The organism is Streptomyces mesophilus, assembly GCF_011044995.1.
GTDB lineage: Bacteria > Actinomycetota > Actinomycetes > Streptomycetales > Streptomycetaceae > Streptomyces > Streptomyces mesophilus.
Map to the genome: position 1 here is coordinate 1 of NZ_JAAKZW010000118.1, position 24,818 is coordinate 24,818.

The following is a 24,818-nucleotide window of genomic DNA, read 5'->3' on the forward strand; positions in this document are numbered from 1 at the left end:
GAGACAGACCCCACCCGCCCCCGGTCATCCGTTACCGACGAAAGATCTATCGTTGGTGACGCATGGACCCTAGGATCCGAAGGAGTGACCAGTCAAGTGATGTTCGATGGTCACGTGAAGACGCTGCTCGATGCGGCCGTCTCACTGGTGAACACGCTGACCGACGGCTCCCGGCAAGGCCGCCCCTACACCGCCCCGAGCGGCGACGACCTCGCCCGGGCCGTCCACGAAGCCCTACCGCTCGCCTCCGCCCGCACCGCGGTCGAGTCGCGGCACGCCGCCTATCTCACGGACGCCGCCCAGGAGATGAGAGCGGTGTTCGACGCGGTCGCCGGGGGACGCACCGACCAGGCGGCGGAGCGGGTGAACGCCCTGCTGCGCACCTCCGGCGCCCGCCCCCAGCTCGACCGCGTCGACGGCGAACCCTGGCAGGTCCACTTCCACGGCGCCGAGGACACCCTCGCCGTGGGCTGGACCGCCGGGTGCGCGACCGCCCTCGCCCTCGCCCTCGGCAGCGACCTCGCCGGACGCCTCGGCGTCTGCACGGCCCCGCAGTGCGACCGCGTCTACATCGACAACTCCCGCAACGCCGTACGCCACTTCTGCTCGGACCCCTGCCGCAGCCGCGTCAAGGCGGCGGCCTTCCGGGCCCGCAGAGCCGCGCGAGGCTGAGGGTCTGTGCGGTGCTCACACGATCGTGGGACGCTGAGGGAAGCGGCTGCGGGCCGCGTATACGTCGATCTACGTTCGGTCTGCTCAGCCCGTGGGGAAGGGAATGGCGATGACCGCAGAGATCTTGTCCCATGGCCGTCAGTGGGATCAACTGCTCCAGGCGTGGCGCGGGCTGGATGTGCCTGAGGGGTGGCGCGCCGAGATCGACGAAGGGCGGATCATCCTGCTGCCTCCGCGGACTTTGCATCAGCACGGGATCGCTGCCGTCGTACAGCGCAGGCTGTATCAGAACCTGCCCGACGAGCTAGGTATCTTCCAGACCCTCGGCCTGGACATCGCGCCCCTCGGCAAGCTCTACGTCCCGGGCCTCGTCGTCATCCCGTTGGCCGTCCTCGACGTCGCCCCGGACACCAACGACCCGGTCGACGCCGCCGAAGCCCTCCTCGTCGTCGAGGTCACCTCGAAAGGCAACGCCAAGGGCGACCGTACGAAGAAGCTGTGGGCCTATGCCCACGCGCCCGTCCCCGCGTATCTGCTGATCGACCGGTTCGACGAGCACGGCCCGACGACGACGCTGTTCAGCGAGCCGCAGAACGGTGCGTACAAGCATTCCGAGCGGGTGCCGTTCGGGGAGCCGATCGCCCTGCCCTCGCTGGACACGACCTTGCACACCGACAGCTTCCCGGGCTGACGGCCCGGCGGGCACGGCAAAGGGCGGCTCCCCCGAAGTCAGGGAAGCCGCCCTCTTGGGTGAGAGCCGGAGTGCTCAGAGCCGCGCAGGCTCCGGAGCCGACTCCGTGGCCGGGCCGGCCGGCGTCGCGGATGCCGCGACCACCGACTCCTCCGGAGCGTTCAGCTCCACCAGCATCTGCTTCGAGAAGCCGAAGAAGTACGTGGCGAAGAAGCCGACCAGGTATCCGACCAGCAGACCGCCCGCGTAGATCGCGATGGTCATGCCGAGGCCGTGGTTGCCGTCGAGGAGCGGGAAGAGGGCCCAGCCCGACGGGCCGATCGCGGTCGAGCCGACCTTGTCGCCGAGCATCGAGAAGGTGCCGACGAACGCGCCGCCCGCCGCGCCGCCGATGCAGGCCGTGATGAACGGGCGGCCCAGCGGGAGCGAGACACCGTAGATGAGGGGCTCGCCGACGCCCAGGAAGCCCGCGGGGAGCGCCGACTTGATGGTGTTGCGGATCGAGGTGTTGTGCTTGAGGCGCTTGTACACCGCGATCGCGCAGCCGACCTGGCCCGCGCCCGCCATCGCCAGGATGGGGAGCAGGACGGTGAAGCCCTGCTGCTCGATGAGCGTGGTGTGGATCGGGATGAGCGCCTGGTGCAGGCCGAGCATGACGAGCGGCAGGAACAGGCCGCCGAGGACCAGGCCCGCGAAGCCGCCGGTGTTGTCGAGGAGCCAGTTGGCCGCTTCACCGATGCCGGTGGAGATCTCACCCGCGAGGAACATCAGGCCGAAGATCGTGACCAGGCCCGAGATGAGCACGGTGAGGGTCGGCGTGACCAGCACGTCCACCGCCTCCGGGACCCACTTGCGGCACCACTTCTCGATGTACGTGGCGAGCACCGCCGCACCGAGCGCGCCGAGCACACCGCCCTGGCCCGGGGAGAGCTTCTGGCCGAACGCCTCGATGTTGGCGACGCCCGGGAAGACGATGATCGCCGCGACCGCACCGCCCAGGATCGGCGTACCGCCGAACTCCTTGGCCGTGTTGAAGCCCACGAAGACCGCGATCAGCGCCATGAAGCCGGAGGCCATGGCGGCGAGCGCCGGGGTCACCGACGGCAGCCAGCCGAGGTTGATCAGGAGGCCGTTGAGGCCGGCGATGATGCCGCAGCCGATCAGGGCCGGGATCAGCGGCACGAAGATGTTCGCGATCCGGCGCAGGAACAGCTTGAACGGCGTCTGGTTCTTCGCCTTCCTGGCCGCCCTCATCTCGGCGCCCTGCGCGGCCAGTTCATCGGCGGTGGCCGGGTGCGCCTCGCGCTCCTCGGCGACCAGCGCCTCGAACTCCGGCGTGACCCGGGCGACCGTGCCCGGGCCGAGCACGATCTGGTACGTGTCGTCCTCGACGACGCCCATGACGGCCGGTACGGCCTTCAGGGCCTCTTCCTGGACGAGCGAGCGGTCGCGCAGACCGAGCCTCAGGCGGGTCATGCAGTGCGCGATCGAGGTGATGTTGGCCGCGCCGCCGACGAGGGGCAGGATCGCGGCGGCAGTGGCGCGGTTCTTGTCTTCGGTGCTCATGTGCGGTGGTGCCTTGCTCTCAAGACTTCAGGACGGGGTGCTAGTTGGCGGCAGCCTGGAGCGCGGCACGAAGGTGTCCGTGCGAGCCGGTCAGGAGCCTGTTCGCGGTAGCGGCGTCGATATCCGCGAGGATCATGAGGATGGCGGTCTTCACCTCCCCGTCCGCTCCGGTGAGGGCCGCCTCGATGGCCTCGTCCGAGGCGTCGGTGGCGAGGGCGACGATGCGCCGGGAGCGGGCCCGCAGCTTCTCGTTGGAGGCGCGGACGTCCACCATCAGATTCCCGTACGTCTTGCCGAGCCGGATCATCGTGATGGTGGAGAGCATGTTGAGGACGAGCTTCTGGGCCGTCCCCGCCTTCAGGCGCGTGGAGCCGGTGAGGAGCTCGGGACCGACCACGACCTCGATGCCGTGCTCGGCCGCGGCGGCGAGCGCCGAATCGGCGTTGCAGGACAGACCGACGGTCAACGCGCCCAGCGCGCGGGCGTGTTCGACGGCGCCGATCGCGTAGGGCGTACGGCCGGAGGCGGAGATGCCGACCACGGTGTCGTCCGCGGTGAGCCGCAGTCCGTCCAGGTCCTCGCGGGCGAGCTCCTTGGAGTCCTCCGCGCCTTCCACGGCCGTGACCATGGCGGAAGGACCGCCGGCGATCAGGCCGATGACCTCGGACGGGTCGGTGTTGAAGGTCGGGGGGCACTCGGAGGCGTCGAGCACACCGAGCCGGCCCGCGGTGCCCGCGCCCGCGTAGATGAGCCGTCCGCCGCGTGCCATCCGCTCGGCCGTGCCGTCGATCGCCGCCGCGATCTGCGGCAACTGTGCGGCGACCGCGGCCGGTACGGAGGCGTCCTCGCCGTTCATCGTGGCCGCGATCTCCAGCGTGGACTGCCGGTCGATCTCGGCGAGTTCGGGCCGGAACGCCTCGGTCGTCAGCGTCGCCAGCTGAGCGCGCAGCTCGCCGTACGTGCTGTCGGCACCGGCTTCGTCGGCGGTGGTTTCGGGCGTGGTGGAGGTCATGACGGAGTGCTCTTCCATGTGCGGGTGAGGGGGTGGCGGCAGGAATTGCGGGGTCTGAAGCGGGCTTACCGGGTGGTCCGGGGACTGTGCCGGTGGGCGAGCGCCTCGTAGGACGCGGCGAGTGCGGGCGCCGCGGTCTCGTAGGTCCGCTGCGCGACGCCGACGAACAGGCAGTCCACGACGAGCAGCTGGGACGTACGCGAGGACATCGCGGCGGGCCGCAGCTCGCTCTCGCGCGCGGTCGAAGTGGTGAGTATGTGATCCGCGTACTGCGTGACCGGGCTGTCCGGGCGGCCGGTGACGGCGATCGTCGTGGCGCCGTGCTCGAAGGCGACGCGCAGCGGCTCGATGATGTCGCCGGTGGAGCCGGAGTGCGTGATCGCGATGGCCACGTCACCGGAGCGCAGGGTCACCGCGTTGGTGACGGCGAGGTGCGGGTCGGAGTGGGCGTGCGCGATGTGCCCGATACGCAGGAGCTTCTGCGCGAGGTCCTGCGCGACCAGACCGGACGCGGCCACACCGTAGATCTCCACGCGGCGGGCGGCCGAGAGGGCGGTGACGGCGGCACCGAGCTGGGTCATGTCGAGACCGGCGGCGGTGTCGGCGAGGGTCTGCTGCTCGTCGTAGGCGAGCTTGGCGACCACGTCGGACAGCGGATCGTCGACCGCGATGTCGGCCGTGACGGCCGGGGCGCGGCCCGACTGCTGCTGGGCGGCGAGGCCCGCGAGCGCCAGGCGCAGATCGCGGTAGCCCGGGTAGCCGAGCAGACGGGCGGTGCGCACGACGGTCGCCTCGCTGGTGCCGGTGCGTTCGGCCAGACCCGTCACGGTGAGGGCCGCGCAGCCGGCCGGGTCGCCGGCGACGGCCTCGGCGACGCGCTGCATCGAGCGCGTCATGGACGGGGCGAGCGTGCGCACCTTGGCCGCGAGTGCGGCGGGCGCGGGCGCCTGGCTGCCACCCATGAAACTTTCCTTCAGGTCAGTGCTCACACCTGAAAGATATTTTCGGCTCCTTATGTCGTCAAGAGGCCCTTGGTCCCGGGTTCATCACAGGGTCTTTATGTGTGGTGGGCGTCACTCGGGCCGCGCGCACTTCCTTGTATACGGAATGAAAGGTGCCTCCCGGTTGTTCGCACCTGACATGCCCGCACCCGCCACGCGCACCCGTATGCCCATAGCCGTCTACACCCTCGGGGTGGCCGTATTCGCCCTGGGAACAGCGGAGTTCATGCTCTCCGGGCTGCTCCCCGAGATCGCCCGCGACATGGACGTCACGATCCCGCAGGCCGGACTGCTGATCTCCGCGTTCGCGATCGGCATGGTGGTGGGCGCACCGCTGCTTGCCGTGGCGACGCTGCGGCTGCCGCGCCGCACCACGCTCATCACCCTGATCTCCGTCTTCGGCCTCGGCCAGATCATGGGCGCGCTCGCTCCCTCGTACGAGATCCTCTTCGTCTCCCGCGTCATCGCCGCCCTCGCCTGTGCGGGCTTCTGGGCGGTGGGCGCGGCCGTGGCCATCGCGATGGTGGACATCGGGCAGCGGGCCCGGGCGATGGCCGTGATGATCGGCGGACTCTCGGTCGCGAACGTGCTCGGCGTTCCCGCGGGCGCCTTCCTCGGCGAGACCCTCGGCTGGCGCTCGGCGTTCTGGGCCGTGGCGGTCTCCTCCGCGATCGCGCTCGTCGGTGTGGTCACGCTGATCCCGCGGATCCCGCTGCCCGAGAAGAAGCCGGAGCTGCGCCGCGAGCTGGCGATCTACAAGGACCGTGCCGTCTGGCTGCAGATCGCGCTGATCGCGCTCGCGGCCGGCGGTGTCTTCTGCGCCTTCAGCTATCTCGCACCGCTGCTCACCGATGTCGCCGGGCTCGACTCGGGCTGGGTGCCGTGGGTGCTCGGTCTCTTCGGTGTGGGTGCGCTGATCGGTACGGCGGTCGGCGGGCGGATCGCGGACGCGCATCTGTTCGGCGTGATGTTCAGCGGGATCGCCGCGTCGACCGTCTTCCTCGGCGCCTTCGCGCTGTTCGCGGACAGTGCGGTGGCGGCGGTCGCGCTGTCGTTCCTGCTCGGCTTCTCCGCGTTCTACACGGCCCCGGCGCTCAACGCCCGGATGTTCAACGTCGCGGGGGCGGCGCCGACCCTCGCGGGCGCGACCACGACCGCGGCCTTCAACCTCGGCAACACCGGCGGGCCCTGGCTCGGCGGCTCGGTGATCGACGCGGGCCTCGGGTTCCGTTCGCCGGCGTGGGCCGGGGCGGCGATGACGGTGACCGCGCTGGTGACGGCGTACGCGGCGCTGAGGGTGCAGCGCAGCCGGGGCGGCGGCGGGTCCGGGGTGTCCCGGAAGGTGGCCGGGAGTGGGGCGGCCGAATCGTCCGAGTCGGTCGAGGGGGCCGGGTCGGTCGAGGGGGCCGGGTCGGCCGGGTCGGCCGTCGAGGCCCGCTCCTAGTGCCCGGTTCCGATCGCGGTCCGCACGGGCCCCTGGGCCGGGAGCACAATGGCGGTATGGACGACGCGGAACACAAGCCACGCCTGGAGCAGGCCCTTCACACGGCACGCGCCCTCGTGCTCGCCGACCTCATGGCCCTCGAGGTGGCCGAGGCCGATGTCGTCTCGCTGGTCGAGGACGCGGTGGCGCACCGGCGCTGGTGGGTGGAGCAGTGGCCGGACGGGTCGGAGTTCGTGACGGGCCTGATAGCGCAGGACGTCCAAGACGCGCTGCTCGAACGGTACGGGCGGTGGCCGCTGTGCCCCGTGTGCGGTTCGGGTGATCCGCATGCGCTCGAGGTGGAGCCGGAGCTGGGCGCGGATCCGCACTGGGTGTGCGCCAAGGCCGGGGTGATCGTGGCGCGCGTGGGGGCGCTCGGCGGGGTCACGCGGTGACGGTCTATATCGATCCGCCCACCTGGCCCGGGCACGGGCGGCTGTGGTCGCACCTGGTGAGTGATTCCTCGTACGAGGAGCTGCACGCGTTCGCGGCCCGGATCGGGTGCCCCCCGCGGGCCTTCGAGCGCGATCACTATGACGTGCCCTCCGCGCACTACGCGGAGGCGGTACGGGCGGGGGCGGTCGAGGTGTCCTCGCGCGAGGTGGTCCGGCTGCTGACCGAGTCCGGTCTGCGCCGGCCCAAGGGGCGGCCGGCCTAGGGGGTGTCTTGAGGGCCTGTCTTGAGGATCAGGCTCTAGGACGAGGCCGGCCTCAGTTCGTACGTAGGCGAATCCGGCGCCGAAGGCACGCGCACGAACCCCGCCTTCACCAGCACCCGCTGGGACGCCTCGTTGCCCGGGTCCGTACGCGCGAACACCACCGGGACCGAATCCAGGGCCCAGGCCGTCAGGGCGCGCAGGGCCTGGGTCGCGTAGCCGTGACGGCGGGCCGCGGAGACCACGTCGTAGCCGACCTCGACGCGGCCACCGACCGGGGCGCCGTGGAAGCCCATCGCGCCGACCGCGAGCCCGTCTTCCGCCCTGACCAGGACATACGTACCCCAGCCGGGGACATACGCGCCGTCCGCGGCCGCCTTCGCCATCAGGCCCGCACCGATCCGGGTGCCCTGTTCGGGACCGCCCTCGATCCAGGTGAAGCCGCCCGTGCCGCCCGAGGCCAGGTCGAGCGCGGCCGACGGGGCGAGGGCGACGAGGGTCAGGTCGGGGGTCGGCAGGGCGAAGGGCGCGTCCTGGGACGGCTCGCCCACGGGTCCGGGTTGATCCATGGCATTGCTCACCGCGTGATTATGCGAGGCCGCCGGTGCGTTCCGCGAGCTCTTTCCCCAGGTTGGCGCGGGCCTTCGGCTCCCACTCGGCCGCGCCGTACGGCGTGTGGAACAGGCGGGGGAGTCCGAGGAGCTGCTCCAAGATCTGCGCCCGGCCCGTACGGAAGGCGTCGTCCGGAACGAAGGCGTACTCCTCGCGTACCGCCTTCGTATAGGCCGCGTACGCGGCGGGCCCTGACGCCAGGACCGCCAGATCCGCGTCGCACAGGACCTGCCCGTTGCGGTCGTCCGGCGCGGGCGCGTGCGTGACCGTCAGGCGCACCAGACGCGCGACCTCGGCCACGGCGGACGGCTCCAACCCGGCCTCGGCCAGGGCCCGTTCGGCCAGGCGCGCGGAACGCTCCTCGTTCTCCGAGCGGTCGGGCAGATAGACGGCGTCGTGGAACCACGCGGCCAGCCGCACGAGTGCGGGAGCGTCCGCGTGCGGGGCCAGCGCGTCGATGTGGTCCAGGACCGCGGTGAGGTGCGCGAGCGTGTGATAGCGGCGCTGGGGTTCGGCCCAGCGGGCCAGCAGATTCTCCGCATACGGCCCCGGGTCGGGACCCTCCGCCGCGCCCCGGGCCTCGTGCAGCGCGTCCGACCAGCGGGTGCGCAGTTCGTCGTAGTCGGCCATGGACGCAGCCTAGGGCCTGGGCCAGGGGGTATGGACCGGCCATCAGATCCGGTGGAGCGGACCGGGCCAGGGGGCGCCATGGAACGCAGGCCGTACGACGACGATCACCGCGACGACGACGGTCGGGGCGGTCGTGATCCCCGTGACCACGACGCCCACGGGGATCACGAGCACGATCAGGGGGACGAAGAACACGAGCGCGCGCTGGCAGAGCTCGAGGCGGCGGGTCTCCTCGCCGCCCGGCGCAACGGGGCCTCGCACGCGGCCTTCTGGGTGGGCTGCGCCGCGGTGCTCCTTGCCGCGCAGGGCGTCCGGCTGCTCGGCTCGCCGGAGCTCGGGCGCGAGGGCGACCTCACCTCCGTGGGAGACCTCGCCTACTTCGCGCTCGTCACGCTGCTTCTCGTCGGCCTCTCGCTGTACGCGACGTGGGTCGCCGTACGACGGGAACGGGCCGCCCGGACACCGCGCAGGGCGTTCCCGCTGGCCGGCGGCTCGCTCGCCGTGGTGGCCCTGGTGCTGACGGCGGTGATCGGACCGCTGCTCTACGGCGAACTGCGCGCCGCCCCGGGCGACTTCAGGCCGAGGACCGCCGCCACGGTGAAGGATCCGGCCGGTCCGGGCACACGGGTGCGGTACGGCAACGGACTCGAAGTGACCGTCCGTACCGCCGCGTCCGCGACGCCCGGCCGCTACAACGTCACGGCCACGATCCACAACACCTCCGCCCGCGACATCCCGGTCGACCAGCAGTGGGCCGTGGCGTACGGGCCGCAGGGCGCGCTCGACGAGACCGCGTACCCCAGCCGGGTGCTCTGCGGGGACAGCAGCATCGGCCCGGGGATGCGGCGTACGACGGTCTTCGGCTTCGTCGGCGAGCCCGAACAGCCGCCCGTCGCCATCGAGTTCGCGCCGGGCGGCGACTATGAGGCCGCTTACTGGGCCAGTGCGACATGACTGCGGTGGCCGGTGAATCGCGCCCCTGTCTCTGGTGAACGCGGGCCGCGGCGCCTACTCTCCGGCGCATGACGGACACCCATGACGCGGAGCTGCCCGGACGGCTGCTGCGGACCGAACGCGACGCCCTGATCCCGCTGTTGAGGTCCCTGCCGGACGCCGACTTCGCGCGGTACACCTGCTGCCCGGGCTGGACGGTGCGCCATGTGATCGCCCACTGCGGCTCGGCCCTGATGCGGGTCGTCGAGAGCCGCTTCGAGCCGGATGTGTTCTCGCCCGCGTGCAACGACCGCGATATCGCCGAGCGTGCCGACTGGTCCCACACCGAGGTCGTCGACGAACTCGAGCGCGCGATGACCGAGGCCGGTCCGGTGATCGCCAAGGCCGGCGGCCTCTTCGACGTGATCGGGCTCGGCGAGTGGCTGCACGCCGGTGACGTACGGGAGGCCGTGGGCGCCCCGGACGCGTATGCCGGGGCCGGGATCGAGGACGCGCTGGCGCTGACGCCGGCGGCGTTCGCGTACGCCAAGACGCAGGTCCCGGTGCACGCGGACCTGGACGGCCGCGACGAACCGCTGGTCCTCGGCTCCTCGGGCGAGCGGCCGCCGGCCCGGTTCATCGGGCCCGCGCCGGTGTTCCTGCGGCTGATCGCCGGGCGTCCGGTGATCGGCGCGCACTATGAACTGGCGGGCGCGAAGGAAGCGGAGCTGAATCTGTTCGGCGGCTAGCTCGGTCGCTCGCACGAACGCGCACGAACGGCGCCGGAATCCCCAGGGATTCCGGCGCCGTTCGTCGTTCTGCCCGCCCCCGGTCTTGTATACCCCCCAGGGGTGTGTTAGCTTCCCGTCTCGTTGCTATCGGATACCCCCCAGGGGTACCAAGGAAGTCGGGAGGGATGAGTCATGCCAACCACAAATCCGCGCCGCTGGTGGGCACTTCTGGTGCTCGCCGCCGCGCAGTTCATGGTGATCATGGATACGAGCATCATCGGCGTCGCGCTGCCGAAGATGCAGGAGGACCTGGGCTTCTCGCAGGGCGATCTGCAGTGGGTGTTCAACGCGTACGTCATCGCGTTCGGCGGACTGCTGCTGCTCGGCGGCCGGCTGTCCGATCTGCTCGGCGCGCGACGGGTGTTCAGCGCCGGCTGGGTCGTCCTGATCGCGGGCTCCGTCGTCGCGGCCGCCGCGCAGAACGCCTGGGTCGAGGTCGTCGGACGGGCCGTGCAGGGCGTGGGCGGCGCACTGATCGCGCCCGCCGCCATGACCCTGCTGATGATGCTCTTCGCGCACGACCCGAAGGAGCTCGGCAAGGCGATGGCGCTGTACGGTGCCGCCGCACCGGCCGGCGGCACTGCGGGCGTCTTCCTCGGCGGTGTGTTCACCGAGTGGCTGAGCTGGCAGTGGATCTTCATCGTCTACGTGCCGATCGGCCTCGCCACCCTCGCCGCGACCAAGCTGCTCCCCGAGGTCGGCCGCCGCCGCGGAGCTGTGGACGTGCTCGGCGCCGCCGCCGTCACCGCGGGCCTCGCGCTCGCCGTGTTCGCCGTGGTCCGGGCGCCGGAGGCCGGCTGGGGCTCGACCGGCACGGTCCTCCAACTCGTAGGCGCGGGCGCCCTGTTGCTGCTGTTCTTCGTCCTGCAGAAGAACGTGCGGGAGCCGCTGATGCCGCTCGGGATCTGGCGCGTACCGCGCCTCGGGTCCTCGAATCTCGCCATGGCGCTGCTCGGCGCCGCGTGGATCCCGATGTGGTACTTCCTCAACCTGTACCTGCAGCAGGTGCTCGGATACGGGGCCTTCGCGTCCGGCGCCGCGCTGCTGCCGATGACCGGGCTCCTGATGGTCTTCATGACCCTCATCACCGCGAAGCTGCTCGCCCGCTTCGGCGCGAAGCCGCTGATCGCCGGCGGACTGCTCGTCCTCGCTCTCGGCCTGCTGTGGCTGGCGGCCGTCGAGCCCACCGGAACCTTCGTGGTGGACGTCCTGCCCGCCTCGCTGGTCGCCGCGCTCGGTATGTCCCTCGCCTACATCCCGGCGATGATGGCCGCCCTGTCCGGCGCTCCGCAGGAGCAGGCGGGTCTCGCCTCCGGCATCGTCAACACCACCTACCAGGTGGGCTCCGCCCTCGGCCTCGCCGCCCTCACGGCCCTCGCCACCTCGCAGGGCGCCGGTCGGCTGGGCGACGCGGCCGCGCTGACCGACGGGTTCCGTGCGGCGTTCCTCGGGGCGGCCGGGATCGCGGCGGCCGGCGGTCTGGTCACGCTCGCCGCGATGCGCAGGCCGGCGTCCGGCTCTCCACAGGATGTGGACGCGCCGGCCGGATCGGACGCCGCGGACGCGAAGGCCGCCGCATAGCGCGCGGCGCGAGTGCCGAGGACACCGCGAACCCCCCTTGGGACCAAGGGGGGTTCGCGGTGTCCTCGTCTGCGTTCAGGCGGTGCGGTAGCGCGGGAACGGTGTGGTGTCGATCGTCCAGCCGCCTACGGGGACGGTGTCGCCGAACTTGTACGTACGGGTGTCCCGGTAGCGAGGCTCGCCGCTCGACGTGTCGGGTCCGGTGTGGACGGCGATGGTGCCGTCACGTGGATCGACGATCACGTAGACGGGGACCCCCATGCGGGGGTAGTCGCGGAGCTTGGCGATGTAGTCGTTGCCGGGGTTTGACGGGGAGACGACCTCGACTGCCGCCGTGACGTCCGGGGCGAAAGTCGCGAAGTCCCGCGGCTGCCGGTTTCGAGCTTCGCGGGTCAGCAGGAGCAGGTCTGCGGAGCGCAGGAGGCCGAGCCCCGGGTGCTCGATGCGGTTCTCGGCGGTGGCCACCACTGTGGGGTCTTGGCTGCGGGCCTGGAACCCGATCTCCATCACGATCTCGCCGTGCGGATTGGAGGGGGACATCATGTGGACGGTGATCTCCTGGTTCGTGATGTCGGCCCGTACCCGGTTCCCACGCCGGTCCGCTTCGGCCTCGACCGCTTCGACGAGGCCGCAGAGATATTCGTACGTGGTGGTCGGCTGACCCGCCTCGACCGGCTGCGCGCTCATTCCGCCTCCTCATCACGTCGTTCCGTATGTGTCACGGTACGCCAATCGCCCGTACCGGGATGCTTGATCAAGCACCCCGGTACGGGCGAACGGCGAACCGGCCCCTACGCCGCCTTGAAGCCCCGCAGCCGCAGCGAGTTCCCCACCACGAACACCGACGAGAACGCCATCGCCGCTCCCGCGATCATCGGGTTGAGCAGGCCCGCGGCCGCCAGCGGCAGCGCGCCCACGTTGTAGGCGAAGGCCCAGAACAGGTTCGTACGGATCGTGCCGAGCGTGCGGCGCGCCAGCCGGATGGCGTCGGCCGCCGCGCGCAGGTCGCCCCGTACGAGCGTGAGGTCGCCGGCCTCGATGGCGGCGTCCGTGCCCGTGCCCATCGCGAGGCCGAGGTCGGCCTGAGCGAGCGCGGCCGCGTCGTTGACGCCGTCGCCGACCATGGCGACCGAACGGCCCTTGGCCTGCAGCTTCTTGACCACGTCCACCTTGTCCTGCGGCAGGACCTCGGCGATCACGTCCTCGGGCGCGATCCCCACCTCGGCGGCGACGGCGGCCGCGACCGCCTTGTTGTCACCGGTCAGCAGGACCGGCGTCAGACCCAGGTCCCGCAGCCGCCGGATCGCCTCGGCGCTGGTGTCCTTGACGGCGTCCGCGACCTCCAGGACACCGCGCGCCTCACCGTCCCAGGCCACCGCGATCGCCGTACGGCCCGCTGCCTCGGCGGCCGCGAGGGCCCGCTCGAGCTCCACCGGCAGGTGGATCTCCCACTCCGCGAGGAGCTGGGTGCGGCCCACCAGGACCGCGTGGCCCTCGACGATGCCCTGCACGCCGAGCCCGGGCACGTTCGCGAAGTCCTCCGGCACGGGCAGCGGCCCGGTGTCCTTGGCCGCGCCCGCCGCGCCCGCCGCGACGGCCTGCGCGATGGGGTGCTCGGACGCGTTCTCCAACGCACCGGCCAGACGCAGCAGTTCGCTCTCCTCGACGCCCTGCGCGGTGTGCGCGGCGAGCAGCGTCATACGGCCGGTCGTCACCGTCCCCGTCTTGTCCAGGACGATCGTGTCCACGCGACGGGTGGACTCCAGGACCTCGGGGCCCTTGATGAGGATGCCGAGCTGGGCGCCACGACCCGTACCGACCATCAGCGCCGTCGGGGTCGCCAGCCCCAGGGCGCACGGGCAGGCGATGATCAGAACCGCGACCGCGGCCGTGAAGGCGGCGGACCAGCCGGCGCCGTTGCCCAGCCAGAAGGCCAGGGTGGCCAGCGCGAGGCCGATCACGACCGGCACGAACACCGCGGAGATACGGTCGGCCAGGCGCTGCGCCGCTGCCTTGCCATTCTGTGCGTCCTCCACCAGGCGCGCCATCCGGGCGAGTTGGGTGTCCGAGCCGACCCGGGTGGCCTCGACGACGAGGCGGCCGCCCGCGTTGAGGGTCGCACCGGTCACGGCGTCACCGACGCCGACCTCCACCGGCACGGACTCACCGGTCAGCATGGAGGCGTCCACGGCGGACGAGCCCTCGACCACGGTGCCGTCCGTGGCGATCTTCTCGCCGGGACGCACCAGGAAACGGTCCCCGGCCTTCAACTCCGCGATGGGGACCCGGACTTCCTTGCCCCCGTCCCGCAGCACCGTGACGTCCTTGGCCCCGAGCTCGAGCAGCGCCTTCAGGGCGGCGCCCGCCTTGCGCTTGGAACGGGCCTCGAAGTAGCGCCCGGCCAGGATGAACGCGGTGACGCCCGCGGCCGCCTCCAGGTAGATGTTCCCGGCGCCGTCGCTGCGCGCGATGGTCAGCTCGAAGGGGTGGGTCATGCCCGGCACCCCGGCCGTCCCGAAGAACAGCGCCCACAGCGACCACGCGAACGCCGCCGACGTACCGACCGAGATCAGCGTGTCCATCGTCGCCGCGCCATGGCGGGCGTTCGTCCACGCCGCCTTGTGGAAGGGCCAGGCGGCATACGTGACCACGGGGGCGGCGAGCGTCAGGGACAGCCACTGCCAGTACTCGAACTGCAGGGCCGGGATCATCGCCATCGCGATCACCGGTACGGAGAGCAGGACCGCGGTCGTCAGCCGCTGCCGCAGCGGCCGGAGCTCATCGGCCTCGGGTGCCGCCTGTGCCGGGGTGTCGCGCGGCGGCTCGGGCTCCTCGGCCGTGTAGCCGGTGGCCTCGACGGTGGCGATCAGATCCTCGACGGACACGTCCTCGCGGAAGCTGACCTTGGCCTTCTCGGTCGCGTAGTTGACCGTGGCCTCGACCCCGTCCATCCGGTTGAGCTTCTTCTCGATGCGGGCGGCGCAGGAGGCGCAGGTCATTCCGCCGATGGCCAGCTCGACCTGTGCCTGTACGGGGCCGGTGTCGATTTCGGTGGTCATGGCTGCGATCTCCTCGCCTCGTCGCCAATACCCCTGGGGGGTATTTTGGTCTGCGCCTCCATGTATACCCCCCGCCCCTATCGAGGGCAAGCTCTCGCGGCGCTTGACTTTATACCCTAGGGGGGTATGTATTGGAGTCATCGAGCCGGACCAGCCAAGGAGCACGCCATGAACACAGCACTCCGGATCACCGCCTTCGCCACGGCGCTCGCCGCGACCTTCGGCACCGCGTACGCGGTGGGCAACGGGATCGACCCCGTGATCGACACGAAGGAGGGCGGGGCGTCGGCGCACGCGACGGAGGGCGCGGGGCACGGCGAGGAGAGCGGGGGTCACGCCGGCGACAAGGCCGACAAGGACGTGCCGGCCGCCGAAGCCACGTACCGCATCGGCCTCAAGACTCCGCGGCTCACCGCCGACCGGAAGGGCGAGCTGCGGTTCGCCGTCGAGGACGGGAAGGGGCGGCCGCTCACCTCGTACGTGCGCGAGCACGGCAAGGAGCTGCATCTGATCGTCGCCTCGCGCGACCTCACCGTCTATCGCCATCTGCACCCGACGCGGGACGCGACCGGCACCTGGTCCACGCCTGTGGAGCTTCCGGAGGCGGGCAGTTACCGGATCTTCGCGGACTTCAAGGCGAAGGGGGCGGCCGAGGGGAGTGTGCAGTCGGCCGAGGTCGCGGTGGCCGGACCGTACAAGCCGAAGGAGCTGCCCAAGCCGAGCGCGGTCGCGAAGGTCGACGGCTACGAGGTGAAGCTCAGCGGGAAGCTCACGCCGAACAAGGCGAGCGACCTGGTCCTGAACGTGAGCAAGGACGGCCGTCCGGTGAAGAACCTCCAGCCCTACCTCGGCTCGTACGGCCACCTGGTCGCGCTGCGCGCCGACGACCTCGAGTACCTGCACGTGCACCCGAACAAGGGCGAGCCGGGGCCGGACATCTCCTTCACCGCGGAGACCACCGGGAAGGGCGCGTACCGGCTCTTCCTCGACTTCCAGCACGAGGGCAAGGTGCGTACGGCGGCCTTCACGGTGTACACGGACGGGGCGGCCGTCGCCGAGCCCGAGGGTGAAGGTGACGGGCACGGTCACTGATCGACTCCCCAGCGCGCCGATCACCGCGTACTCTGAGATTGGACTAGACCAGCGAAGTCTCAGCGAAGTCTCAGTGAAGTCGCGATCGACGGTGATCCGTGAGGAGTGGGCCCATGACGAACCGTGCAGTCCTTGAGGTGATCGCCCTCGGGCCCGAGGACGCGGTCGCCGCACAGGAAGGCGGCGCGGACCGGCTCGAAATGGTCACCGACATGGCGGCCGACGGGCTCACTCCCAGCGTTGCCACCTATCTGGAGATCCGCTCGTCCGTGGACATCGCGCTGCGCGTGATGCTGCGGGCGAGCGACGGTTTCGCGGCCGGTGACGTGGACGCGTTGGTCCGCTCGGCGAGCGAGCTGCGCGAGGCGGGCGCCACCGAGTTCGTGCTCGGCTTCCTGGACGAGACCGGTGCGCCGGACATGGCGGCGGTCGAGGCCCTCGTGGCCGCTCTGGACGGCGCCCGGTGGACCTTCCACCGGGCGATCGACCGCGCGGCCGACCGCGACGCGCTGCGCAAGCAGCTCGCGGACCTGCCCGGCCTGGACACCTACCTCACGGCGGGCTCGGCGCTCGGGGTCGACGACGGCCTGCCCACGCTGGTGACGGAGGCCTCGCGCTCGGGGGAGCCCGGCTACGAGCCTCAGATCCTGGTCGGCGGCGGGCTCGCCCTGCACCACGTGCCGCGCCTGAAGGCGGCCGGCATCGACGCCTTCCACATCGGCTCGGCCTCCCGCCCGCACGGCTGGGACGCGCCGGTGTCGGCGGCCGCGGTCGCCGAGTGGCGGGCGGCGGTCGACGCGTAGGGGTGCGAGGGGGCGCCGAGAGGCGCCCCCGTATGCCCCGGGCATGCGGCACACTGGACGTTTGGCCTCAGGGAAAGGGCGCTTACGTGAACTCAGGGCCGCTCATCGTGCAGAGCGACAAGACGCTGCTCCTCGAGGTCGACCACGAGCAGGCCGACGCCTGCCGTCGGGTCATCGCTCCGTTCGCCGAGCTCGAGCGGGCGCCCGAGCACATCCACACGTACCGCGTGACGCCGCTCGGACTGTGGAACGCGCGGGCCGCCGGGCACGACGCCGAGCAGGTCGTGGACGCGCTCGTGCAGTACAGCCGCTACCCCGTCCCGCACGCCCTGCTCGTCGACATCGCCGAGACCATGGACCGCTACGGCCGGCTCACGCTCTCCAAGCACCCCACGCACGGTCTGATCCTGACGAGCACCGACCGTCCCGTACTCGAAGAGATCCTGCGCTCCAAGCGCATCGCCCCGCTCGTCGGCGCCCGGATCGACGCGGACACCGTCGCCGTGCACCCCTCCGAGCGCGGCCAGATCAAGCAGACGCTGCTCAAGCTGGGCTGGCCCGCCGAGGACCTCGCCGGTTACGTGGACGGCGAGGCGCACGCGATCGAGCTCGACGAGAGCGGCTGGGCGCTTCGCCCGTACCAGAAGCAGGCCGTCGAGAACTTCTGGCACGGCGGCAGCGGAGTCGTCGTCCTTCCCTGCGGCGCGGGCAAGACGCTGGTCGGCGCCGGTGCGATGGCGCAGGCCAAGGCCACCACGCTGATCCTCGTCACGAACACCGTCTCCGCCCGCCAGTGGAAGTCCGAGCTGATCAAGCGGACCTCCCTGACCGAGGAGGAGATCGGCGAGTACAGCGGGACGAAGAAGGAGATCCGGCCCGTCACGATCGCCACGTACCAGGTGCTCACGACGAAGCGGAAGGGCATCTACCCGCATCTGGAGCTCTTCGACTCCCGCGACTGGGGCCTGATCCTCTACGACGAGGTGCATCTGCTGCCCGCGCCCGTCTTCAAGTTCACCGCCGACCTCCAGGCGCGCCGCCGTCTCGGTCTGACCGCCACGCTCGTACGCGAGGACGGCCGCGAATCCGATGTCTTCAGCCTCATCGGGCCCAAGCGCTTCGACGCCCCGTGGAAGGAGATCGAGGCGCAGGGCTACATCGCGCCCGCCGACTGTGTGGAGGTACGGGTCAATCTCACCGACTCCGAGCGGCTCGCGTACGCGACCGCCGAGACGGAGGAGAAGTACCGGTTCTGCGCGACGACCGCCACGAAGCGGAAGGTGACGGAGGCGATCGTCAAGAAGTTCGAGGGTCAGCAGATCCTCGTCATCGGTCAGTACATCGACCAACTCGACGAGCTGGGCGAGCACTTGGACGCGCCTGTCATCAAGGGCGAGACGTCCAACGCGCAGCGCGAGAAGCTCTTCGGCGCCTTCAGGGAAGGCGAGATCAGTGTCCTCGTCGTCTCCAAGGTCGCGAACTTCTCGATCGACCTGCCCGAGGCGACCGTCGCGATCCAGGTGTCCGGCACCTTCGGCTCCCGCCAGGAGGAGGCCCAGCGGCTCGGCCGGGTGCTTCGCCCCAAGTCGGACGGTCACCAGGCGCACTTCTACTCGGTCGTCGCCCGCGACACCATCGACCAGGACTTCGCGGCGCACCGTCAGCGGTTCCTGGCCGAGCAGGGGTACGCCTACCGGATCGTGGACGCGGACGATCTGCTCAAGGACGCCTGAGTCCTTCTGCGGGAGGTCCAACGGTCAGGCGGCTGCCCGCAGTTCACGCCGGTAGCCGCCCGGCGCCTTTCCGTACGCGCGCTTGAAGGCCTTGGCGAACGCGTACTCCGAGCCGTATCCGGTGCGCGTCGCCACGGCCGCGAGCGGTGCCTCGGACTCCCGCAGGAGCCGGGCCGCCGTGGTCATCCGCCAGCGCGTCAGATACGCCATCGGCGGCTCGCCCACCAGCTCCGTGAAGCGTTTGGCGAAGGCCGCGCGGGACAGGCCCGCCCGGGCCGCCAGCTCCTGCACGGTCCACGAGCGGGCCGGGTCGCCGTGCAGCGCGGTCAGCGCCGGTGCCACGGCCTGGTCCGCGAGGGCGGCGGCCCAGCCCTGGGCGCTCCGGTCGGGCTGCCGCTCGTGCCAGGCGCGCAGGATGTACAGGAGCAGCGAGTCGATCAGCGCGGGCACGATACCGGCCGACCCCATCCGCGGCCGGTCCAGCTCGGCGCGCAACAGGCCGATCGCGGCGGTCAGTTCGGGGCAGTGGGTGTCGGCCGCCGGCAGGTGGACGATGCGCGGGAGCCGGCTCACCAGCGGGTGGGGGCGGGCCTGGTCGAGGTGGTAGTAGCCGCAGAGCAGATCCGCGCGCTCGCCACCGTCCTCGCCGACCCGCACGGTCCCGAGCGGCGCCCCCGGGGCGAACTCCGCGTCGTGCGGCACCTGCGGCGGTGTGTCCGGGTGATCTCCGAGGATGGCTCCGCAGCCGTCCCGCAGGAACACCACATCGCCTTCCCGCAGATGCACGGGCTCTCCCTCGTACCCCTGGAGGGGAGTCAGCCAGCACGCCCCCGAGAGCACCACATGGAAACCGGAGCCGGAGACGGGCGGCAGGCTCATGGCCCACGGGGCGCTGCCGCTGGTGCGGACGGACACCGGCTGGCCGGTGCGCATGGAGGCCAGGGCCTCGCTGAGGATGTCCATGTGTCCGTCCCTTCTGCCTCTCCCGCAGCTTAAGCGGCCACCTGAAGCACCACCTTGCCGCGGGTGTGCCCGGAACCGACCAGCTCATGGGCCTTCGCGGCCTCCTCAAGGGGCAGCGTCTGCGAGACGTGCGGACGGATCCGGCCCTCGTCGATCAGGGCGGCGATCGCTTCGAGCGAGGCGTAGTCGGGCTCGACGGAGACCCCGGCGAACTGCCGTCCGGCGGCTTCGATGCGTGCGGCGAGGTCCTTGTTCCAGTGCTCCATGATGCTGACGAGGGTGCCGCCGGGCCTGAGGACCTTCAGCGCGTTCACGCCCTCCGAGCTGGAGTCGAAGACGACGTCGAGGTCGCCTGCGGCCTCGGTGTAGTCGGTGGTGCGGTGGTCGATCACCTCGTCGGCGCCCAACTCCCGTACGAAAGCGTGGTTCGCGGCGCCGGCCAGGGCCGTCACATGGGCGCCGCGGGCCTTGGCGATCTGCACCGCGAAGTGGCCGACACCGCCGGCGGCGCGGTGGATCAGGACCCGCTGGCCCTCGCGGATCCCGGCCGCGTCGACCAGACCGTGCCAGGCGGTGAGGGCCGCGAGGGGGACGGCGGCGGCCTCGATGTGGGTCAAGGCGGCGGGCTTGCGGGCGACTTGGCGGGACGGCACGGCGATGTAGTCGGCGTACGCGGTGGCGGCACGCGGGAAGAACGGCATCCCGAACACCTCGTCCCCCGGCTTGAACCGGGCCCCGGGACCCGCCTCCTCGACCACACCCGAGATGTCCCAGCCGACGCCGAACGGCGGCTGACCGAGCAGCGGCAGGGCGCCGGCCCGGACCGCCACGTCGACCGGGTTCACCCCGGCGGCGTGCACCCGCACGAGCACCTCGCCCCCGAGCGGGGCCGGCTTGTCCGTCTCGGTCACCTGGAGGACCTCGGGCCCGCCGAAGGACTGCTGCAGCACTGCGCGCATGGTGAACTCCCTTGAATCAGCCACGGATCGGCGCTCCCCGCGAGTGCGGTGCGCCTTCGATGTCCGTAACTCTAGGAAGATCCGGCGAGCGCCTGAATATCCCCAAGCCTCGGAAAGATGTCCCAGCGTCCACGGCGCGGAGGTGATGGCTACGCGTCGCCGTCCAGGAGGCGATGGCTACGCGTCGCCGTCCAGGAGGATCAGGACCGGCGCGAGCAGCATCAGGGCGTACTGGGCGCGGACCAGCCAGACGCGCACCGTGGGCGTGACGGCCGTGCCCGGCAGGAGCAGGGCGAAGGCGCCGACGAAGAAGGCCGGCCAGAGCAGGGCGAAACCGGCGTCGATCAGCGGGCCGCCGGCGCCCCTGCCCTGGTGCGCGTCGATCAGCGTGAGCATCACGCACAGGAACCACAGGGGCGCGACGAGCGCCATGCCCACGCCCGCGAACACGCGCGAAGTCGCGGGCTTGACGGGCGTGTTGGTGGCGGTCGTGGTGACGGTGGTGCTCGTCGTGGTCGCTCCGTCGTTCGTCATGGTTCTATCCAAGCGGCACGGAGGCCTTCGGGGATCCGGTGCGCTGCTCAATGAGCGGTGAGTACGGGTACTCAGGGCGGCGCAGGCGCAGGGCCGCCCATACAAGGACCGCAAGGGCGAGCAGGGCGTACGGGGAGGCCAGGGGCTGCTGCCACCAGGGGAGTCGGAGGTCGAGGTCGCCCTGGTGGGGCAGCACCCAGAAGCTGCGGGCCGTGAAGACGGCGGCCACGGCCAGGGCGATCCGCGGGCGCCCCTCGGTGAGCAGCAGCGCGAGCAGCGGGACGCACCACACCCAGTGGTGGGACCAGCTGATGGGGGAGACGAGCAGCGCGGTGTACGCGGTGATCAGCAGTGCGAGGGCGGGGCTTCGGGGGTGGGTCCGGGCGGCGAGCCACAGGCCGCAGGCCGCGGTGAGCGCCGCGGGCACCAGCCACTGGAGTCCCGGTGCGGGGTCGCCGAGGGCGCGGGCGATCAGGCCCTGGAGCGACTGGTTGTCGACGATCCAGGCCTTGCCGACGCGGTCGGTCTCGAAGAGGCGGCGGGTCCAGAAGTCGACGCTCGCGGAGGGCAGGACCAGGGCGCCGAGCAGCACCGTGCCCGTGAAGGACGCCAAGGCCGTGGCGGCGGCGCGCAGTTGGCGGGTGAGCAGGAGATGGACGATGAAGACGGCCGGGGTGATCTTCACGCCGGCCGCGACACCGAGCGCGAAGCCCTTGCCGAGCGCGGTCGCCGGGCGGTTCAGATCCCACAGGATCAGGCAGATCAGGGCCAGGTTGATCTGGCCGAACAGCAGGGTCTGGAAGACCGGTTCGAGCCAGAGGCCCACCGCCACGGCCAGGTACAGGAGCGGGCGGGTCAGGGGGAGCCGGGCGAAGCGTGCCGAGAGCTGGATCAGCAGGGCGAGCAGCAGGGCGTTGCCCGCCACGAAGGCGAACTTGAGGGCCGGCAGCGGCAGCCAGGTCGTCGGGACGAAGAGGATCGCGGCGAACGGCGGATACGTCGCGGGCAGGGCCCACTCGGTGACGGTGAAGCCGTACAGATCGGTGCCGTGCATCACGGCGGCGCCCTCGGCGCGGTACACGAGCGTGTCGGCCATCGGGATGCGCCGGGCCACGCAGAGTGCGGCAAGCGCCAGTACGGAGACCGTGAGCAGAAGGCCCGAGCTGGTCACGGTCGGCGAGCGGAAGGTCACAGTCCGGCGGATCACGCGCGTGACCTTAGCGCAGAGTCACTCTGCGTACGGAGAGGGTTACTTGGCGTGTGAGGGGATTGCCGCTCGCCGTGCGGGAGGGATTGCTTGCGGCGGCGTAGGGGTCGGTCACCTGCGGCGGCGGGTGCACGGGCCGGTCACCTGCGGCGGCGGGTGCGCGGGCCGGTCACCGGCGGCGGCGGACGACGCCCGTGTCCTCCGCGTACTCGCCGAGGATCGCCACGTCTATCGCCGCGCGGGTGAAGACCTTGACGGCCCGCAGGGCGTTGCCGAGGTGGTGGGTGTGCGGGACGCCGGTCGCGGTGGCTCCGCTCGGCGTTCCGGGGCGGACGGGGGCTGGGTGGAAGGTTGCGCTGCTCATGTACTCAAGGATGGACGAGGGCCCTTATATCGGACATCGACCTTGGGGTTGAACCCGACCCTCATCCCCATAGGGGACGGCCTCCGCCTTTGGGTAGAGACGCGGGCTCGGGGGCCCGGAAAGTGGGCGGCGCGGAGGTGGCCCAGGAAGGGCGGCGCGGACGGCGCCCGGAAAATGGGTTGGCCCCGCCCCGGCCCCGTGATCTAAGCTTCTCCGTCTGCCCGGACCCCGCCCAGCGCACCACCGTGGGTCCCGCTTCCCGCCTCCGTAGCACCAGCGGAGTGCCGCCTCCCGGCCGGAAACCGGGGGTCCGCCCTGTGACGTACGCCCTGGTTGGAGGCCCTGCTGTGCCCGTGCACGACGATCCCTTGGCCCGTGAACGCACCCATCTCGCCGCATCCCGCGCCGCCCTGCGCGCGATGCGCGAGGACGCCGAGGGACTCGACATCCGCGATGTCACCGCGAACTGGGTCAACGCGGCCGTTCTCCAGCACCAGATCGACGAGCGCATCAAGGCGCTCGCCGACCTCGCGCACACCCCGCTGTTCTTCGGCCGGCTCACCTACCTGCACACCGTGGGCGCCGAGGAGGCGGAGGGTGCGGCGGGCGACCAGTTCTACATCGGCCGCCGGCACGTGCACGACGCCGACGGCGACCCGATGGTGATCGACTGGCGCGCGCCCGTCTCGCAGCCCTTCTACCAGGCCTCCAAACAGAAGCCGATGGACGTCGCGCTGCGTCGCCGCTTCGGCTACACGGCCGGCGAGATCACCGCGTACGAGGACGAACGCCTCTCCGACCCGGCAGAGGTGGAGCAGACGAGCAAGCTGCTGCAACGGGAGATCGAGCGCCCGCGCGTCGGTCCGATGCGCGACATCGTGGCGACGATCCAGCCCGAGCAGGACGAGATCGTACGCAGCGGCCTCGGCGGGACGGTCTGTGTCCAGGGGGGCCCGGGCACCGGCAAGACGGCCGTCGGCCTGCACCGGGTCGCGTATCTCCTCTACGCGCACCGCGAGCGGCTCGCCCGCACCGGCACCCTCGTCATCGGGCCGAACAAGTCCTTCCTGCACTACATCGAGCAAGTGCTGCCCGCGCTCGGCGAGTTGGAGGTGCAGCAGGCGACCGTGGACGATCTGGTCGCGCATGTCGAGGTGCGGGGGGCCGACGCGGCGGAGACGGCCCTGGTCAAGGGGGACGCGCGGATGGCCGAGGTGCTGCGCCGCGCGGTCCGCTCGCATGTCACCCTGCCGACCGAGGCGCTGATGGTGGTGCGCGGCTCGCGGCGCTGGCGCATCCCGGCGTACGAACTCGAGGAGATCGTCCAGGAGTTGCTGGACCGCGACATCCGCTACGGCGCCGCACGCGAGGCGCTTCCGCAGCGGATCGCGCACGCCGTCCTCGTACGGATGGAGCAGGCCGGCGAGGCGCCGGACGACCGGGTGCAGGACGCGGTCGCGCGCAATGCGGCCGTGAAGGCCGCCGTCAAGCAGATCTGGCCGCCCGTCGATCCCGCGAAGCTGGTGCTGCGGCTGCTGTCCGACGCGGACTTCCTCGCGGCGCACGCCGAGGGGGTGCTGGGCGACGAGGAGCAGAAGGCGATTCTGTGGGCGAAGCCCGCGCGTTCGGCGAAGAGTGCCAAGTGGTCGGCGGCGGACGCGGTGTTGATCGACGAGGCGGCGGATCTGGTGACCCGTACGCACTCCCTGGGCCATGTCGTCCTCGACGAGGCGCAGGACCTGTCCCCGATGCAGTACCGGGCGGTGGGGCGGCGCTGCACCACGGGGTCGGCGACCGTGCTCGGTGATCTGGCGCAGGGTACGACCCCTTGGGCTACGCGGAGTTGGGACGAGGCGCTCATGCACCTCGGTAAGCGGGAGGCCGTGATCGAGGAGCTCACGGCCGGCTTCCGTGTGCCGCGCGAGGTGATCGCGTATGCCTCGCGGCTGCTGCCGTCGATCGCGCCCGGCCTGGCGGAGGTCTCGTCGGTACGTGAGTCGCCCGGCTCGCTGTCCGTACGTTCCGTGCGCGAATCGTCCTCCTCCTCCTCGTCGGAAGCTGATGTGGTGGCTGCGTGCGTGGAGTCTCTGCGACACGAGGGCTCGACCGGTCTGATCGCGGCGGACGCGCGGATTCCCGTCCTGGCGGCGGCGCTTGAGGCGGCGGGCCTCGGCTACCTGGGTCCCGGTGAGGAGACCACCCCGGACACCCGCCTGACCCTGGTCCCTGCCTCGCTGGCCAAGGGTCTGGAGTACGACTACGTGGTCCTCGACGAACCGTCGGCCGTGGTCGACGCCGAACCGGACGAACGCACCGGCCTGCGGCGGCTGTACGTGGCGCTGACGCGTGCGGTGTCGGGGTTGATCGTGGTGCACGGGGCGGCTCTGCCTGAGCAACTCGGCCCCGTCGGCACACCCAGCCCCGCCGGCGTTTGAGGCGATCCGAACGAAGTTCGGATGCGGGGTCCGGGGCGGAGC

At 71.3% G+C, this 24,818-nt stretch carries 24 protein-coding genes; 12 read left to right on the forward strand and 12 right to left on the reverse strand.

The genetic code is table 11. The annotated features are described in order from the left end of the window. The first annotated feature begins 99 nt into the window (after positions 1–99). Positions 100–672, forward strand: coding sequence for a CGNR zinc finger domain-containing protein (locus G6045_RS24520; protein ID WP_165334241.1), 573 nt, complete (start codon positions 100–102; stop codon positions 670–672). 109 nt (positions 673–781) lie between these two features. Continuing rightward, a complete protein-coding gene (locus tag G6045_RS24525) occupies positions 782–1,363 on the forward strand; it encodes a Uma2 family endonuclease (protein ID WP_165334242.1) in 582 nt (193 codons plus the stop codon). Between the two features lie 75 nt (positions 1,364–1,438). Here G6045_RS24525 and G6045_RS24530 read toward each other — a convergent pair whose 3' ends face one another. The 3 genes from G6045_RS24530 to G6045_RS24540 all read right to left on the reverse strand — a co-directional run bounded on the left by G6045_RS24530 (position 1,439) and on the right by G6045_RS24540 (position 4,930). Further along, positions 1,439–2,929, reverse strand: coding sequence for a PTS transporter subunit EIIC (locus G6045_RS24530; protein ID WP_165334243.1), 1,491 nt, complete (start codon positions 2,927–2,929; stop codon positions 1,439–1,441). A gap of 40 nt (positions 2,930–2,969) precedes the next feature. Beyond that, positions 2,970–3,941 carry an N-acetylmuramic acid 6-phosphate etherase gene (murQ, locus tag G6045_RS24535; protein WP_165334244.1) on the reverse strand — a complete coding sequence of 324 codons (972 nt, stop codon included), beginning with the start codon at positions 3,939–3,941 and terminating at the stop codon, positions 2,970–2,972. A gap of 65 nt (positions 3,942–4,006) precedes the next feature. Continuing rightward, the gene (locus tag G6045_RS24540; protein WP_408056356.1) at positions 4,007–4,930 is read right to left on the reverse strand and encodes a MurR/RpiR family transcriptional regulator; all 924 of its coding nucleotides are present in this window, start codon (positions 4,928–4,930) and stop codon (positions 4,007–4,009) included. A 178-nt stretch (positions 4,931–5,108) separates the two neighbouring features. Here G6045_RS24540 and G6045_RS24545 point away from each other — a divergent pair, with 178 nt between their 5' ends. The 3 genes from G6045_RS24545 to G6045_RS24555 are packed head-to-tail and all read left to right on the forward strand — an operon-like array spanning position 5,109 to position 7,083. Further along, entirely contained in the window at positions 5,109–6,386 is a 1,278-nt protein-coding gene (locus G6045_RS24545) for a Cmx/CmrA family chloramphenicol efflux MFS transporter (protein ID WP_165334261.1), read from the forward strand. A 56-nt stretch (positions 6,387–6,442) separates the two neighbouring features. After that, the gene (locus G6045_RS24550) at positions 6,443–6,820 is read left to right on the forward strand and encodes a hypothetical protein (RefSeq protein ID WP_165334245.1); all 378 of its coding nucleotides are present in this window, start codon (positions 6,443–6,445) and stop codon (positions 6,818–6,820) included. Further along, positions 6,817–7,083 carry a DUF4031 domain-containing protein gene (locus G6045_RS24555; RefSeq protein ID WP_165334246.1) on the forward strand — a complete coding sequence of 89 codons (267 nt, stop codon included), beginning with the start codon at positions 6,817–6,819 and terminating at the stop codon, positions 7,081–7,083. Before G6045_RS24550 ends, G6045_RS24555 begins: the two co-directional genes overlap by 4 nt. Positions 7,084–7,118: 35 nt before the next feature. Here the strand turns inward: G6045_RS24555 and G6045_RS42200 are convergent, their stop codons facing one another. Both G6045_RS42200 and G6045_RS24565 read right to left on the reverse strand, forming a co-directional pair. Continuing rightward, positions 7,119–7,661: a GNAT family N-acetyltransferase gene (locus tag G6045_RS42200; RefSeq protein ID WP_328707884.1), complete on the reverse strand. Its 543-nt coding sequence runs from the start codon at positions 7,659–7,661 to the stop codon at positions 7,119–7,121. Positions 7,662–7,668: 7 nt separating this feature from the next. Then, positions 7,669–8,322, reverse strand: coding sequence for an HD domain-containing protein (locus G6045_RS24565; protein WP_165334247.1), 654 nt, complete (start codon positions 8,320–8,322; stop codon positions 7,669–7,671). A 78-nt stretch (positions 8,323–8,400) separates the two neighbouring features. Between G6045_RS24565 and G6045_RS24570 the strand changes: the two genes are divergently transcribed. From G6045_RS24570 to G6045_RS24580, 3 genes are all read left to right on the forward strand, one after another. Then, the gene (locus tag G6045_RS24570; protein ID WP_165334248.1) at positions 8,401–9,276 is read left to right on the forward strand and encodes a hypothetical protein; all 876 of its coding nucleotides are present in this window, start codon (positions 8,401–8,403) and stop codon (positions 9,274–9,276) included. Positions 9,277–9,344: 68 nt separating this feature from the next. Continuing rightward, complete coding sequence (locus G6045_RS24575) at positions 9,345–10,004, forward strand: maleylpyruvate isomerase family mycothiol-dependent enzyme (protein WP_165334249.1); 660 nt, start codon at positions 9,345–9,347, stop codon at positions 10,002–10,004. A gap of 174 nt (positions 10,005–10,178) precedes the next feature. After that, entirely contained in the window at positions 10,179–11,627 is a 1,449-nt protein-coding gene (locus tag G6045_RS24580) for an MFS transporter (RefSeq protein WP_165334250.1), read from the forward strand. Positions 11,628–11,702: 75 nt separating this feature from the next. On the opposite strand, the gene G6045_RS24585 is transcribed toward G6045_RS24580, so the two are convergent. Together G6045_RS24585 and G6045_RS24590 are read right to left on the reverse strand one after the other, a co-directional pair. Next, a complete protein-coding gene (locus tag G6045_RS24585) occupies positions 11,703–12,314 on the reverse strand; it encodes a Uma2 family endonuclease (RefSeq protein ID WP_165334251.1) in 612 nt (203 codons plus the stop codon). A gap of 104 nt (positions 12,315–12,418) precedes the next feature. Then, on the reverse strand, positions 12,419–14,686 hold the full coding sequence (locus G6045_RS24590; protein ID WP_165334252.1) for a heavy metal translocating P-type ATPase: 2,268 nt from the start codon (positions 14,684–14,686) through the stop codon (positions 12,419–12,421). A 168-nt stretch (positions 14,687–14,854) separates the two neighbouring features. Between G6045_RS24590 and G6045_RS24595 the strand changes: the two genes are divergently transcribed. From G6045_RS24595 to G6045_RS24605, 3 genes are all read left to right on the forward strand, one after another. Next, a complete protein-coding gene (locus tag G6045_RS24595; RefSeq protein WP_165334253.1) occupies positions 14,855–15,778 on the forward strand; it encodes a hypothetical protein in 924 nt (307 codons plus the stop codon). Positions 15,779–15,891: 113 nt separating this feature from the next. Beyond that, positions 15,892–16,581: a copper homeostasis protein CutC gene (locus G6045_RS24600; protein WP_165334254.1), complete on the forward strand. Its 690-nt coding sequence runs from the start codon at positions 15,892–15,894 to the stop codon at positions 16,579–16,581. Between the two features lie 86 nt (positions 16,582–16,667). Next, on the forward strand, positions 16,668–18,314 hold the full coding sequence (locus G6045_RS24605) for a DNA repair helicase XPB (RefSeq protein ID WP_328707885.1): 1,647 nt from the start codon (positions 16,668–16,670) through the stop codon (positions 18,312–18,314). 24 nt (positions 18,315–18,338) lie between these two features. On the opposite strand, the gene G6045_RS24610 is transcribed toward G6045_RS24605, so the two are convergent. The 5 genes from G6045_RS24610 to G6045_RS24630 form a co-directional block, all read right to left on the reverse strand. After that, on the reverse strand, positions 18,339–19,277 hold the full coding sequence (locus G6045_RS24610; protein WP_165334256.1) for an AraC family transcriptional regulator: 939 nt from the start codon (positions 19,275–19,277) through the stop codon (positions 18,339–18,341). 29 nt (positions 19,278–19,306) lie between these two features. Further along, positions 19,307–20,236, reverse strand: a complete 930-nt coding sequence (locus G6045_RS24615; protein WP_165334257.1) for an NADP-dependent oxidoreductase — start codon at positions 20,234–20,236, stop codon at positions 19,307–19,309. 177 nt (positions 20,237–20,413) lie between these two features. Beyond that, positions 20,414–20,770 carry a hypothetical protein gene (locus G6045_RS24620; protein WP_165334258.1) on the reverse strand — a complete coding sequence of 119 codons (357 nt, stop codon included), beginning with the start codon at positions 20,768–20,770 and terminating at the stop codon, positions 20,414–20,416. A gap of 4 nt (positions 20,771–20,774) precedes the next feature. Next, complete coding sequence (locus G6045_RS24625; RefSeq protein ID WP_408056357.1) at positions 20,775–21,923, reverse strand: glycosyltransferase 87 family protein; 1,149 nt, start codon at positions 21,921–21,923, stop codon at positions 20,775–20,777. Positions 21,924–22,146: 223 nt separating this feature from the next. Continuing rightward, positions 22,147–22,341: a hypothetical protein gene (locus G6045_RS24630; RefSeq protein ID WP_165334259.1), complete on the reverse strand. Its 195-nt coding sequence runs from the start codon at positions 22,339–22,341 to the stop codon at positions 22,147–22,149. Positions 22,342–22,688: 347 nt separating this feature from the next. Here G6045_RS24630 and G6045_RS24635 point away from each other — a divergent pair, with 347 nt between their 5' ends. Next, the gene (locus G6045_RS24635; protein WP_328707886.1) at positions 22,689–24,776 is read left to right on the forward strand and encodes a HelD family protein; all 2,088 of its coding nucleotides are present in this window, start codon (positions 22,689–22,691) and stop codon (positions 24,774–24,776) included. Positions 24,777–24,818 lie beyond the last annotated feature (42 nt).